The organism is Rhodococcus sp. NPDC056516 (assembly GCF_042794655.1).
GTDB lineage: Bacteria > Actinomycetota > Actinomycetes > Mycobacteriales > Mycobacteriaceae > Rhodococcus_F.
This window is the reverse complement of record NZ_JBHTTG010000001.1, coordinates 936,169-950,209: the sequence shown is the minus strand read 5'-3', so window position 1 is coordinate 950,209 and position 14,041 is coordinate 936,169. Positions and strand designations below refer to the sequence as shown.

The 14,041-nt window shown below is 62.3% G+C and carries 13 protein-coding genes; 8 read left to right on the top strand and 5 right to left on the bottom strand.

Features of this window, described 5'->3' with window-relative positions:
- The first annotated feature begins 21 nt into the window (after window positions 1-21).
- The 7 genes from ACFQ6Y_RS04565 to ACFQ6Y_RS04535 are packed head-to-tail and all read left to right on the top strand — an operon-like array spanning window position 22 to window position 7,671.
- Window positions 22-1,149 (top strand): CaiB/BaiF CoA transferase family protein, encoded by a 1,128-nt coding sequence (locus tag ACFQ6Y_RS04565; protein WP_378629537.1) that lies wholly within the window; start codon window positions 22-24, stop codon window positions 1,147-1,149.
- A 19-nt stretch (window positions 1,150-1,168) separates the two neighbouring features.
- A complete protein-coding gene (locus ACFQ6Y_RS04560) occupies window positions 1,169-1,972 on the top strand; it encodes an SDR family NAD(P)-dependent oxidoreductase (RefSeq protein ID WP_378531823.1) in 804 nt (267 codons plus the stop codon).
- 29 nt (window positions 1,973-2,001) lie between these two features.
- On the top strand, window positions 2,002-3,189 hold the full coding sequence (locus tag ACFQ6Y_RS04555; RefSeq protein WP_378629535.1) for a lipid-transfer protein: 1,188 nt from the start codon (window positions 2,002-2,004) through the stop codon (window positions 3,187-3,189).
- Window position 3,190: 1 nt separating this feature from the next.
- Complete coding sequence (locus ACFQ6Y_RS04550) at window positions 3,191-3,571, top strand: MaoC/PaaZ C-terminal domain-containing protein (protein ID WP_378629532.1); 381 nt, start codon at window positions 3,191-3,193, stop codon at window positions 3,569-3,571.
- A gap of 24 nt (window positions 3,572-3,595) precedes the next feature.
- A complete protein-coding gene (locus ACFQ6Y_RS04545; RefSeq protein ID WP_378629528.1) occupies window positions 3,596-4,753 on the top strand; it encodes an acyl-CoA dehydrogenase family protein in 1,158 nt (385 codons plus the stop codon).
- Between the two features lie 49 nt (window positions 4,754-4,802).
- Complete coding sequence (locus ACFQ6Y_RS04540; RefSeq protein ID WP_378629526.1) at window positions 4,803-5,969, top strand: thiolase family protein; 1,167 nt, start codon at window positions 4,803-4,805, stop codon at window positions 5,967-5,969.
- 1 nt (window position 5,970) lies between these two features.
- The gene (locus tag ACFQ6Y_RS04535) at window positions 5,971-7,671 is read left to right on the top strand and encodes a class I adenylate-forming enzyme family protein (protein ID WP_378629522.1); all 1,701 of its coding nucleotides are present in this window, start codon (window positions 5,971-5,973) and stop codon (window positions 7,669-7,671) included.
- A gap of 84 nt (window positions 7,672-7,755) precedes the next feature.
- Here ACFQ6Y_RS04535 and ACFQ6Y_RS04530 read toward each other — a convergent pair whose 3' ends face one another.
- From ACFQ6Y_RS04530 to ACFQ6Y_RS04510, 5 genes are all read right to left on the bottom strand, one after another.
- Entirely contained in the window at window positions 7,756-8,403 is a 648-nt protein-coding gene (locus ACFQ6Y_RS04530; RefSeq protein WP_378629520.1) for a GntR family transcriptional regulator, read from the bottom strand.
- 28 nt (window positions 8,404-8,431) lie between these two features.
- On the bottom strand, window positions 8,432-9,199 hold the full coding sequence (locus ACFQ6Y_RS04525; RefSeq protein ID WP_378629518.1) for an enoyl-CoA hydratase/isomerase family protein: 768 nt from the start codon (window positions 9,197-9,199) through the stop codon (window positions 8,432-8,434).
- On the bottom strand, window positions 9,196-10,266 hold the full coding sequence (locus tag ACFQ6Y_RS04520) for an acyl-CoA dehydrogenase family protein (RefSeq protein ID WP_378629516.1): 1,071 nt from the start codon (window positions 10,264-10,266) through the stop codon (window positions 9,196-9,198). Before ACFQ6Y_RS04520 ends, ACFQ6Y_RS04525 begins: the two co-directional genes overlap by 4 nt.
- Window positions 10,263-11,390 carry an acyl-CoA dehydrogenase family protein gene (locus tag ACFQ6Y_RS04515; protein WP_378629514.1) on the bottom strand — a complete coding sequence of 376 codons (1,128 nt, stop codon included), beginning with the start codon at window positions 11,388-11,390 and terminating at the stop codon, window positions 10,263-10,265. The genes ACFQ6Y_RS04520 and ACFQ6Y_RS04515 overlap by 4 nt, the downstream gene beginning before the upstream one ends.
- A 111-nt stretch (window positions 11,391-11,501) precedes the next feature.
- Window positions 11,502-12,650 carry a TetR/AcrR family transcriptional regulator gene (locus tag ACFQ6Y_RS04510; protein ID WP_378446660.1) on the bottom strand — a complete coding sequence of 383 codons (1,149 nt, stop codon included), beginning with the start codon at window positions 12,648-12,650 and terminating at the stop codon, window positions 11,502-11,504.
- A gap of 200 nt (window positions 12,651-12,850) precedes the next feature.
- On the opposite strand from ACFQ6Y_RS04510, the gene ACFQ6Y_RS04505 reads away from it, so the two are divergent.
- On the top strand, window positions 12,851-14,008 hold the full coding sequence (locus ACFQ6Y_RS04505; protein WP_378629512.1) for an acyl-CoA dehydrogenase family protein: 1,158 nt from the start codon (window positions 12,851-12,853) through the stop codon (window positions 14,006-14,008).
- The last annotated feature ends 33 nt before the right edge of the window (window positions 14,009-14,041 follow it).

Genomic DNA, 14,041 nt, shown 5'->3' with positions numbered 1-14,041 from the left:
CAGCGAAAGATGCCTATTTCCATGACGACTGACGCCAGTCCAAGCGGTCCGCTCGCGGGCCTTCGCATTGTCGAACTCGGCGGTATCGGTCCCGGCCCGTTCTGCGGAATGCTACTTGCCGATCAAGGCGCCGACGTGATCCGGATCGACCGTAGCACCGAGGCCGGAAACCAGTCGGGACATCCTGTGCTGCATCGCAACCGGCGTTCGGTAGCCCTCGATCTCAAGGATCCGCGCGACGTCGACACCGTCTTGAAGATCATCGACACCGCCGACGCCGTCATCGAGGGCTTCCGGCCGGGAGTCACCGAGCGTCTGGGGCTCGGCCCGGACACCTGCCTGGCTAGGAACCCGAAGCTCGTGTACGGCCGCATGACCGGGTGGGGCCAGGATGGGCCGCTGGCGTCAGAACCCGGCCACGATCTCAACTACATCGCCCTTACCGGCGCACTCGGAGCCATGGGAGCCCCCGGGGATGTCCCTCCGGTTCCGCTCAATCTGGTCGGAGACATGGGCGGTGGCGGAATGCTGCTCGCACTCGGCATCACGACCGCCATGCTGCGAGCACGAATCGACGGCCGCGGACAAGTGGTCGACGCGGCGATGACCGACGGCACCGCCGTCCAGTTGGCCTTGATCCACGGACTACTCGCGCGTGATCGCTGGGTGGACGAGCGGGCATCCAACATGTTCGACGGGGGCGCTCCCTTCTACCGGAACTATCGTTGCGCCGACGGCGGATTCATGGCTGTGGGTTGCGTTGAGCCACAGTTCTACGCCGCAACCATGAGAGTGCTCGGCCTGACCGAGGATCCACTGTTCGCACAGCAGCACAACAGAGATGTGTGGCCGGCGATGGCTGATCGACTTGCCGAATTGTTCGCGACCCGTAGCCGCGACGAATGGGACTCTGCATTCGACATGCAGGGCGCCTGCGTCTCCCCGGTGTTGAATTTCGACGAAGCAGCGGCACACCCGCACAACGCCTTCCGCGCCACGTTCGGCACGTTCGGCGACGGGCACATCCAACCGAATCCAGCTCCGCGTTACTCCGATACACCGCCCGATGACCCGCGTCCCGCACCCGTCATCGGTCAACACACCGACGAAGTGCTCGCCGAAATCGGCGTAGTCACCGCCACACGCTGAAACCGAAAAGGATCGCATCATGGGAACACTCGACGGCAAGGTTGCCATCGTCTCGGGCTCGGGCCGCGGTATCGGCCGCGAAATCGCTCTCAAGCTCGCCTCCGAAGGCGCCTCGGTAGTGGTCAACGACCTCGATCCCGAGCCCGCCTCTCAGACTGAACATGACATCAAGGCCGCAGGCGGACAGGCCGTCTCGTGCATCGGCTCCGTTGCCGAGGACGGATTTGCCGAACGCTTCGTGGACACTGCCGTCGAATCGTTCGGTGGACTCGACATCATCGTCAACAACGCGGGATACACCTGGGACAGTGTGATCCAGAAGATGACGGACGAGCAGTGGGACACCATACTCGACGTCAACCTCAAGGCACCGTTCCGAATCCTTCGCGCCGCTCAGCCGTTCGTCAAAGCCAATCCCACCGACTACCACCGCAAGGTCGTCAACATCTCGTCCACCTCGGGTGTGTTCGGCAATGCAGGACAATCCAATTACGGCAGCGCAAAAGCCGCCGTCGTCGGTCTCACCAAAACGCTGGCCAAGGAGTGGGGCCGTTACAAGGTCAACGTCAACGCGGTCGCCTTCGGCTTCGTTGTCACCCGAATGACCGAGGTGACTGCCGATTCCGACACCAAGATCACGATCGACGGCCGCGACATCCGTGTCGGAGTCAATCCCGACCGCATGGCAGCCATGGCAACCACAATCCCCTTCGGCCGTGGAGCAACCCCGGTGGAAGCCGCGGGCGCCGTATACCTGCTCTGCACACCGGAATCCGACTACGTCAACAGTCAGTGCCTGGTTGTCGACGGCGGACGAGTCTGACACCGACCCCTCGATCATTCGGAGAAACTATGAGCCGCAGAGCATTTGTAGCCGGGGTCGGCATGATCCCGTTCACCAAACCAGGTAAGAGTGACGACTACGACGTCATGGGCGCAAGAGCGGCCACCGCGGCGTTGAAGGACGCGGGCCTCGAGTACTCGAAGGTTCAGCAGGCCTATGTCGGATATGTGTACGGCGATTCCACGAGTGGTCAGCGAGCGTTGTACAACCTCGGCGAGACCGGCATCCCGGTGATCAATGTCAACAACAACTGCGCCACCGGTTCGACTGCACTCTGGCTGGCCCGTCAGGCAGTCGAGAGTGGCGCAGTGGAATGTGCTCTGGCGCTTGGCTTCGAGCAGATGCAGCCCGGAGCCCTCAAGGGCGCCTGGACTGATCGCCCGCGTCCGCTCGCCCGCTTCGACGAGGTACTCGAGGCTGCCGCCGGGATCGACACATCAGTTCCGCGGGCTGCGCAGTACTTCGGTGTGGCGGGTATCGAATACATGGAGAAGTTCGGCATGAAGGCCGAAACGTTCGCCAAGGTTCAGGTCAAGGCACGCAAGCACTCGGCCGACAACCCGTACGCGGTGTTCCGCACACAACTGACCGAAGAAGAAGTGATGGCTGCGCCGACACTCTTCGGACCGGTCACCCGATACCAGGCGTGCCCACCAACCTGTGGCGCCGCGGCAGCGATCATCTGCACCGAAGAGTTCGCCCGCGCCAACGGACTTCGCACAGACGTCGCGATCAAGGCGCAGTCGATGACATCCGATCTGCCCAGCACCTTCGACGAAGGAAGCATGATCAAGGCAGTCGGCTACGACGTCACCGCCTCGGCCGCTCGCAACGTCTACGAGGCCTCGGGCGTCGACCCCCGCGATATCAGGGTCGTCGAGCTTCACGACTGCTTCACGGTGAACGAGGTGCTCTGCTACGAGGCCCTCGGGCTCGTCGAAGAGGGCAACGCCGAGCAGTTCATCCTGAGCGGCGACAACACCTACGGCGGACGAGTGGTGGTCAACCCGTCCGGCGGCCTTCTGTCCAAGGGTCACCCACTCGGTGCCACCGGCCTTGCCCAATGCACGGAGTTGGTTTGGCAGCTTCGTGGTGACGCCGGTCCACGTCAGGTGGACGGTGCAACCCTCGCTCTGCAGCACAACCTCGGCCTCGGCGGTGCCGGAGTCGTCACGCTCTACGAAAAGGTGAGCTGAGATGAATACCGGAGACACCCTGGACCTGACGGTCCCGAAGATCACTCGCACCACACTGGCTCTGTACGCCGGGGCTTCGGGCGACCACAACCCTGTCCACATCGACATGGATGCCTGTGCGGCAGTTGGCATTCCCGACGTCTTCGCCCACGGCATGTTGTCCATGGGATACCTCGGACGACTTCTCACCGATCACTACGAGCAGGAGCGCATCCGTTCCTTCTCCGTCCGGTTCTCCGCGATCACTCCGGTGAACTCGACGCCGCAGTGCACCGGCACGGTCGTCAAGGTCGAAGACGGCCTCGGTCACCTCGATCTCACCATGACGCTGCCCGACGGCACCGTGACACTGCGCGGTTCCGCAGTCGTCGCGGTCAACTAACCCTCCACGAGAAAGCAGGACGAGATGAAGCGCAACCTCTTCACCCAAGAGCACGAGGATTTCCGTGAGACGATCCGTACATTCATCGCGAAGGAGGTCACGCCGTTCTACGCAGACTGGGAGCGTGACAACCGTGTGCCACGTGAGTTGTTCAACAAGCTCGGCGATCTCGGTGTCATGGGTTTCGACATCCCCGAGGAGTACGGCGGAACCGGCACGATCAGCTACAAGTTCCAGGCGGTCATGGACGAGGAAACCTCGCGCGCGGCGGTGAGCTTCGGCCACTACACGGTCAGTACCGGAATCGTCCTGCCGTACCTCTTGCGTCTGGCGAACGAGGAACAGAAGCAGCGTTGGCTCCCGTCGATCGCCACCGGTGAGAAGACGCTGTGCATCGCCATGACCGAACCCGGTACCGGTTCCGATCTGGCCGGCATCCGTACCACCGCCAAGCTCTCCGCAGACGGCACGCACTACGTCCTCAACGGAGCGAAGACTTTCATCACGGGCGCGGTCAATTCCGAACTGTGCGTAGTGGTTGCACGCACGTCCGCGCCTGCAGAGGACGACCGCCGCTTCGGGCTGAGCCTGATGGTGGTTCCCACCGACGCACCCGGCTTCGAGTACGGTCGCAAACTCGAGAAACTCGGCCTGCGCGCCAGTGACACCAGCGAGCTTTCATTCACCGATGTCAAGGTTCCGGTTGCCGATCTCCTCGGCGAGCAGGACAAGGGCTTCTCGTACCTGGGGCAGAACCTGCCGCGTGAGCGCCTCTCGATCGGTAGTCGTGGCGTGGCATCTGCCCGTGCTGCAATCGAATTCGCGAAGGCTTACGTCCAGGAACGCCAGGTGTTCGGCAAGCCCGTCGCAGCGTTCCAGAACACCAAGTTCGTTCTCGCCGAGTGCTCTGCCGAGGTCGAGGCCGCGCAGGCACTCGCCGATCGCGGCATCGAACTCGACGATTCAGGCGAACTCACTGCCGCCGACGCGGCGCGCATCAAGCTGTTCGGTACCGAGGTCGCCGCGCGCGTCATCGACAAGTGCCTGCAATTGCACGGCGGCTACGGCTACATGCTCGAGTACCCGATCGCACGCCTGTACGCGGACACTCGTGTGAGCCGTATCTACGGCGGTACAAGCGAAGTCATGAAGACGATCATCGCCAAGGACATGGGTCTGTAGAGACCAGAGCCAGATCTTCCCAGTCACACGAACGATCGAAGGAGTTCCCATGCGTGACGCAGTCATCGTCGACGCCGTCCGGACCGCAGTCGGTAAACGAAACGGTGCACTTTCCCGAATGCATGCAGTCTCGCTGTCTGCACATGTTCTCGAGGCCTTGGCCGATCGAGTAGATCTCGATCCGGCGCTCGTGGACGACGTGATCTGGGGCTGCGTCGGCACGCTCGGGATGCAGTCCGGTTGCATCGCCCGGTCTTCGGTCCTGGCGGCCGGTTGGCCCGAACATGTGCCCGGGGTTACCGTCGATCGCCAGTGCGGGTCGTCTCAGCAGGCAGTTCACCAGGCGGCCGCCGGCGTGATCTCCGGCCAGTACGACGTCACAATCGCGGGCGGCGTCGAGATGATGAGCGCTGTTCCGATGGGCTCCGCGCGTGCGGACGCACGTTTCGGTGAGCCGCACGGGCCGCTAGTCTGGGAGCGCTACAACGGTATTCGATTCAACCAGGGCGTGGGCGCCCAGATGATTGCCGAAAAGTACGGCATCTCGCGAGCTGAACTGGATCAGCATGCGCTGGATTCGCACGAGCGCGCTGCCGCGGCCGTCGACGAAGGTCGCTTCAAGGATCAGATCACTGCTGTGACAGTGACCGATGCCGACGGCCGCAGCGCCGTCTTCGAGAAGGACGAGGGTGTGCGGCGCGGTGGCACCCTCGAAAAGCTCGGATCGCTCAAACCTGCTTTCTCCGAAAATGGTTCGATCACCGCCGGTAATTCGTCGCAGATCTCCGACGGTTCCGGCGCGCTGCTCGTGACCACCAGCGAGTTCGCGAAGTCCCAAAGTTGGACACCCATCGCGCGTATTCACACCGCGGTGGTCACCGGTACGGATCCGGTCACCATGCTCGAGGGTCCGATTCCGGCTACGGCGAAAGCTCTTGCAAAGTCCGGTCTCTCGATCGGTGACATCGGCGCGTTCGAGATCAACGAGGCTTTCGCCTCGGTGTCGCTCGCGTGGCTCCGTGAGACCGGCGCCGATTACGAACGCATGAACCCAAACGGCGGCGCGATGGCACTGGGTCATCCGATCGGCGGTTCCGGCGCACGTCTGATGACCACTCTGGTACATCACATGCGAGAGAACGGCATCCGCTACGGATTGCAGTCCATGTGCGAAGGCGGCGGAATGGCCAATGCCACGATTCTCGAGCTGATCTGAGATGACAGCTACAGCGATCCAGAGCCCTGACATGAGTTCGAGTTGGCCACTCGGATTACCCCGAAGCTTGGAATATCCCGATTGTGGTGCCGATGCGATCCTGGCGGGAGCGGCCCGCTCGTACCCGGACCGCCTCGCGCTCGTCGACGGCGACACGTCACTGACCTACTCGCAATTGCATGATCGAGCGCTGCGCGTAGCGCAGGGTCTGCGGGAGCACGGTGTCCAGCCGGGCGACGCAGTGGGACTGCACATGCCGAACTCGATCTGGTTCATCGTCGCGTACTACGGCGCACTGTGCGCCGGAGCAGCAGTGGCTCCGATAAATCCGGCGCAGCCCGTGGCCGAATTGAAGCGCCAACTCGACGACGTCGACGCCAAGGTCGTCTTCACCCATCCATCCTGTGCTGCAACGGCGATCGAAGTCAACGCACTGTCCACACCGCCTCGCATCCTGGTACTGGTTCCGGGAGCCGGCGCGCAGTCCGGCCATTGCCAAGGTCTCACCTCCATCACGGACCTCGCCTCGTCGAAACCACTGGCCGATTATCGGGTGGATCCCGAACTTGTTGCTCACCTGCAATTGACCGGCGGCACAACCGGAAAGTCCAAGGCCGTACGAGTACTGCACCGGAATCTCGTGGCCAACGTGCTCCAATCCGCCTGTTGGCGCTCCGGGCATCGAACCGAACTCGTCGACGGGGCACTTCTCGTTCGGCCGATCGACGGCGCAGTGACGCGTTACTCCATCGTTCCGGGTGAGGGCGCGTCGATCTCGATCGCGCCGCTGTTCCACGGCCTCGGTCTGGTCAGTCACAACTTCACCACCTTGCTCGGTGGCACGGTGGTACTCGGGACGCGCTTCGATCCGGGTCGATTTCTCGCCGACGTCGACAAATATCAGGTGACGTACATCGGCGGGTCTCCCACCATGTACTACGCGTTGCTACGCGCACGAACCCTGCGTGAGCACGATCTGGGTTCGGTTCGGGTCCTCGGATCCGGAGCAGCCCCACTCGACACGACGGCGATCCGTACGCTGCGAGAGGTCTTTCCGAATGCACTCGTCACCGAAGGCTACGGGCTCAGCGAAGCGACAATGGGTCTGACGATGGGTTCACCGTGCGAAGAACGCCCCACCCCGTTGGGGAGCGTCGGCCTCCCCTTCCCCGACACCGAGATTCAGATCCGCGACGAAGTCACCGAAGCTGTACTGGCAACGGGTGAGACCGGACAGATCTGGGCCCGAGGTCCGCAAGTCGCCGACGGATATCACGACGAACCAGAACTCAGCGCCGGTCAGTTCATCGACGGTTGGCTTCATACCGGGGACATGGGTTGGCGAGACGAGCAGGGCAACCTGTTCATCGGTGGGCGCTCCAAGGACTTGATCATCTACAAGGGGTACAACGTCTATCCGCAGCCACTCGAAGAGTTGGTGTGCTCGCACCCCGACGTACTGCAGGCGGCTGTGGTCGGTGCCCCCGACCAACTGGCAGGTGAGATTCCGGTGGCCTTCGTCGTGATCAACCCGGAGTCGGTCGATCGCGTCGAGCAGATTGCCACCGAGATCGTGGATCACGTTGCCACGCAGGTTGCTCCGTACCAGAAGATACGTGAGGTTTACGTACTCGACGAGTTGCCGTCGACCCAGACCGGGAAGATCCGTAAGAACGAGCTTCGTGACAGTCTGGCGCCCTGAGTCTTCGTCTGTCCCACGACTACACCTGCGCGGTATCCGAGAGCTCTACGGATACCGCGCAGGTGTTCGCTCTCTCGTCAGCGTTCAATGAGGTTGTCCACGGCCGAGCCGTCTCACGACCAGAGCTTCGGTAGCAGATCGGTGTTCGTCGCTGGCGCGGATCAGTTCGGCGGGATCCTGATCCCGGACCGCCTGGAGAATCCTGCTGTGGTCCTCGGAAACCTGCCGACGCGACGACGGTTCGTGGATGTACAGGGCACGGTAGAAATCCGACATGTACCAGAGCCGATCCACTTCCTGCAGCACGCGCTGCAGGGGCGAGTAGGAGAACAAGCGAAAGTGGAACTGACGGTTGGCTTCCTGAAACTCTGGCCCCTCCTCGCTCGGTTCGGCCTGGTCCACCCGCTCCTGCATTCGTTCCAATTCGGCGACGTCGACGCCACCGAGGTCTATGGACGCCAGGATCTCCGTTTCGAGCAGACGCCGCATCAGATAGAGCTCGGAAAGGTCTTCACTACTGAATCTGGCGACGGTGTACCCGGTGTTCGACTTGTGTTCGAGGACTCCCTCTGCCTGCAAGGTCGAAAGTGCCTCGCGGACCGGAATTCTGCTGACGTTCAATCGCTCGGCAAGCTCGCTTTGGTGGACTTTCTGTCCAGGCAGCAGCTCACCCGAGACGATCATCTGCCGGATCTGTTGCAGGCAGCGTTGTGCACCGGTTGGTTCCTTCACGGTGGACACGATAGTGGTCGCGTCGACCTCACCTCGCGTTGAACTGCGGTTGCACTCGTGCGAGGTTGGCCTCGATGCCGGCGACGCAGTCTTCGGTCCCCCACAGAACAACCTGCTCCGCCAACTCCCGCTCGAGCACAGTGGCGACCTCGTCCCGCAGCCCTGCGCGCAACGTCGCCTTCATGGAGCGGACGGCCAACGGTGCACTCGAAGCAATTTCGTGTGCGTACGCGAGCGCCTCCTGCCGAATGTTCGCATCCTCAACCAGACGGTCCACCAAGCCGAGTTCGTGTGCCTGTGTGCCGGTCAGCCGCCGCGCCGTGTACAGCAGATCGGCGGCAGACTGTGCCGAGACGATTCGGGGCAAGGTGACGCTGAGCCCGAATCCCTGATGGAACCCCAACGCAGCGAAGTTCGCGTGCAACCGTGTCGACGGCCCGGCAACGCGAAAGTCCGCGGCGCAGGCAAGGCCGAGCCCACCGCCCACCGCGGATCCCTGCACTGCCGCAATCACGGGAACCGGAATCTCGAACAACCGCAACGCCTCGGTGTAGATCGCGCGTACCGTGTCGACACGATCGGGCCCCAGTCCCCCCTCACCGAAGTTCGCGCCGGCGCAGAAGTGTTTGCCTGCCGATGCGAGAACGATCGCTCGAACATCTCCGCCGCCCACGAGATCGGCTGCTGCATCGGCAATTTGCCGCAACAGTGCCTGATCGAAATAGTTGGCGGGTGGGCGTGAGAACTCGATGGTTCCTACGTGTCCGTCGATTTCCACGTGCACGGCGTCGGTCATGATTTCAGCTCCAAGGTCGGTTGCGGGTCGGTGATCAAGCGGGGCAGGGAGGGCGTTGCCGCGACGGCCGTTCCGAGTTGCGTCGCAAGCGCGATTTCGTCGCCGAACTCCGATCGCCAGGCATGCAGTCGACGGGTGAGTTGTTGCAAGCGGTATTCGCGAGTCATCCCGATTGCACCGTGCGCCTGGTGGGCGGCGTGCACGCTCGCGAGCGCATTTTGCGAAACCACCAATTTGGTTGCACACACTTCGAAGTCGGCGTCGCGACTGGAGAGCGTATACGCAGTGCGATCCACTGCAAGCGTGGACATCGATGCCATCTGAGCGAGGGTGACGATGTGCTGCTGGACGGCTTGAAATTGCGCGATGGGCCTGCCGAACTGCACCCGCTCCGACACGTAGCGCCGGGTCAGCGTCGACACCGCCTCCATGGCTCCCGCCATCTGCACCGAACGCAGGAAGGCGCCGAGTCTACCGAGAATCCGGGGATCGACCGGGTTGTCACCGTCGACGGTCCGCGCTTCGGAGAACGTCAGGCTCTGACGCGGTTGCCCCGCAAAGTCCGTCCCGGAACCGATCTCGGCGTCAGAGATGTTGAGGAGGACAACTCGATCACCGAGAACTGCCGCCAGCACTGACGCGGCGCTCCCCCACGGCACATCGTGAAAGGTTCCCGATACCAGGCCGTCGCTGGTCCGACGCGCATCGTCGCGCTGCGATCTCGGGGCGACGGTTACGATTCCGGTGGGCACCGGTAGCCCGGCCGCTGCTGCCAGTCTGCCGGCAAGGTACGTCTCGGCGAGGGGCAACGGCGCAGCGTGCCTCGCGGCAGCGCGCTGCACAGTCACGGCGTCGAGGAGCGAGCCACCGGAACCACCTGCAGATTCGGGAAGACCGACCAGTGGCAACCCCAGTTCCACTGCCGCGTCCCATAATTCGTTGGGCAGACCGTCGATCTCGGCCTGCGCTACCACCTCGGTGCCGGACTTCTCGGCGAAAAATTGCTCGACCATCGCTTCGAGGTCGGCGTCGAATGTGTACGCGTTGATCTCTGACCCCGAATTCATCGGTTCAATCCTTTCACGATCACGGTGCGGAGAATTTCGTTGGTGCCGCCGCGAATCGACCACGACGGCGCCACCAGCACGGCCCGGGCAAGCAGTGATTCGTACGGATCGTCGGATGCAAGGTCTGGAGCCCGGCCGAGATGCCGCGCGACGGTCGCAACACAGTCCTGTTCGAAGCGTGTTGCCATCTCCTTGATCAGCGCGGCCTCCGTGACCGGCGAGCGACCGGCGTCGACCATCCGTGCAATGGACAGCGACATCCCGCGAAAAGCCCAGCAGCGTGCGGCAATCGAGCCCAGATCGGCGAGGGCAGCGGGACCGCCCCGCGCCGCGTGGTTGGCTGCCCAGTTCTCGAGTACCGGCATCAGCGACATCCAACGGTCGACGCCACCTCGCTCGAGTGCGAGTTCACCGGTGTTTTGTCCCCAGCCCGCTCCGACGTCTCCGAGGCGACGCGAGTCCGGCACGAAAACGTCCTGGAACGACACCTCGCAGAAGTCCTCGCTTCCGTCGATGAACGGAATGGGTGAGACGGTCAGGCCCTCGCTGTCGCGATCGACGATCAGCTGAGTGAGTCCGTTGTGCTTGTCTGCCGAGGTTCGAAGCAGGGCGAGTATGTGTGTGGTGTGGAAGGCGCCGGTGGTCCAGATCTTGGTGCCGTTGACTTTCCAGCCACCATCGACACGTTCGGCGCGAGTGCGTACCGATGCCAGGTCCGAACCAGAGTCGGGCTCACTCATCCCGATCGAGAACGAGAACTCACCGCTCGCGATGCCGGGAAGGAAGTACCGCTTCTGTTCTTCCGTGCCGTTGGCGGCGATGCTCGGACCCGACTGTCTGTCTCCGATCCAGTGATAACCGACCGGCGCTCCCCGCGCGAGAAGTTCTTCCACGACGACCAATCGATCCACTGCTGACCGTCCGCCCCCGCCGTATTCCTTCGGCAGCGACATGCCGAGCCACCCACGACTACCGAGATCTCGCGAGAACACCGGATCCACCGCCCCGGACATCCCGAGTCCGAGTGGATAGCTACCGGGGGCGAGCCGCTGGTCGAGGTACTCCCGTACTTCTGCCTGAAGATCGAGTTCCTCGATCGTCAGTTCTGTTGCGTCGAAACGCATGGACGTCTCCGATCAGTTGAATTCATCGACTAGGTTCGAGAAGAACGTATACAAAAATGTATACCATCTTGAATGTGACTGTCCGCCAACAGCACCCGGCTGATTGCGCGGCTAACTGCCCAGCAGGACGGCGGAGCCGATCTCGAACAGGCGCTCAGGCAGGTCGTCACGACGACGTAGTCGACCGATACGCACGGCGTTCTCCACGACCGTCAGAGCGGCGTTGACGGTGATTCTGGCCGTCGCGGGTTCGAGTCCAGGACGAACGTCGTCGAGCATCTTGACCCACAACGCGATGTACTCACGCTGATTCTGTTCACACGTGCGGCGGAACTTGTCCGGCAATTGGTCGAGTTCACTGATCAACAACCCGATCAGGTGACGCTCGTTGATTGCGAAATCAATATGTGCCGCAAGCAATCCGGACAACGCGTCCTCCGGCCCGGTTGCCGCGGCGAGCGCCTGCGCGACACCGATCCGTCGCCTCTCGCCGCCTCTCGAGACCGCCGCGATCAGAAGGTCGATCTTGGCATCGAAGTGGTTGTACACATTGGGGCCCGTAGTTCCGGCAGCCTCACCGATATCCTCGGTGTTGACCGCCTGATACCCACGCTCGTCGAACAAACGAATGGCTTCGGTCAACAAGAGTTCACGCCTCGGCATCGCCACCGGAACGTGACCAGTCGGCGTCTCGACCTTCACCTCGGAGTGGCCGAGTTCCGTATGGACCGCCCGCTCCGCCAACTCTGCCAGCAGCAGTTCCATCTGACGTCTCGGCAGGGACACCCGATGCGAGGACACGCTGTTGAAGACGGCAATGAGAGCCCAGGCGAGCAGATAGCTGTCTTCCTCGTCGAGTTCGGGACGTTCCGTTCGGATCAGCGCAGCGTCGCGTGCGGCAGCGCTCTTGAGCGTCGCGCGCATTTCCTCCCGTTGCTCGTCAGGCAGGTAGCGAGCTTCGCGTTGCCACAGGAGCGAGAGCCCTCGACGACGAGATACCGACGCCGCAAGCTCGGCGATCAGCGATTTCAGATCCTCGGACCCGGCGACTCGATCGTAGAGCGATTCGATGCCGGCGTTGACCGCGGCGTAAAGCAGATCCGGCTTGTTCTTGAAGTGCCGATAGAGGGCCGGCGCCGTGATTCCGACTGCCGCAGCCACCTGCGCAACGGACACGTTGTGATAACCGTGCTCACGAAAAAGCTCGCCTGCAGCAGCAAGAATCTGCTGCTTACGGTCGTGGGGCCGACGTACGACCATCGTGACTCTCTCCTTCGCGACAACCAAAATTCGAACAACCTCGGCTGCATCGTCAAACACACATCTATGAGTTATTATTCACTTATTGCTGGAAAACAACAGCTCATTCCGCAATTTTTTCTCAACATCTGGTTAGAGAATCTTACCTCGCCGCAGAACCGGACACCTGACTTCAGGGTACCGACCCCAAGGAGAATCGCGTGCAACGAACCGTCTACAACAGCGATCACGATACGTTCCGTCACATGATTCGGACGTTCATCGCCCGTGAGGTCGTCCCACACTTTCCAGAATGGGAGGAAGCCGGCACGGTTCCTCGATCACTGTATCGACAGTTGGGTGACCTCGGAATATTCGGAATCGAACTGCCCGAGGAGTACGGCGGCGGCGGCGAGACGAGCTTCAAGTATCAGGCCGTGATCCGCGAGGAGACCGCACGGGCCGCGGTCACGTTCGGCGCCGACGTCGTCCATACGTGCCTGGTCCTGCCCTATCTGGTGGAGTACGGCAACGACGAACAGAAAGCGCGATGGCTTCCCGGTTTCCTCTCCGGCGAACTGATGACCGCCATCGCGATGACAGAGCCTGGCGCCGGTTCCGATCTTGCCGGGATCAAGACAACGGCGCGACTGTCCGGCGACGGCAGCCACTACGTCCTCAACGGATCCAAGACGTTCATCACCGGAGGAGTACAGGCCGACTTGATTCTCGTGGTCGCCCGCACCAGTCCACCGAGCGAAGTGAATCGCCGCGCCGGTCTGTCGATTCTCTGCGTCGACACCACGTCGGAAGGCTTCAGCGTCGGTCGCAAGCTCGAGAAGTTGGGGTTGCGAGCGCAGGACACCGCAGAACTCTCGTTCAACGACGTCCGTGTGCCGATCGAGAACCTCCTCGGCGAGGAAGGCGCAGGGTTCGGCTACCTCACCCGAAATCTCGTCCGGGAACGGCTCGGCGCCGCCGTGGGGTCTTACGCGAATGCCAGCGCAGCAATCGAGTTCACGACCGAATACGTCAAGCAGCGCGAGGTCTTCGGCACCCCCGTGGCCCAGTTCCAGAACACGAAATTCGTCTTGGCAGAATGCTCGACAGAAGTCGCGGCTGCGCAAGCTGCGGTCGACCGAGCACTCGATCTGGACGAGATCCGTGAACTGACCGTCGCGGACGCCGCGAGGATCAAGCTCTTCTGCACTGAGATGGCCGGCCGCGTCATCGACAAGTGCCTGCAACTACACGGCGGATACGGCTACATGCATGAGTACCCGATCTCTCGCCTGTATGCGGACACACGGGTCAACCGAATCTATGCGGGTTCGAGTGAAGTGATGAAGACGATTATCGCCAAAGACATTGGCGTTTGACACGAGCCAAGGACATCGGCATTTGACACAAGC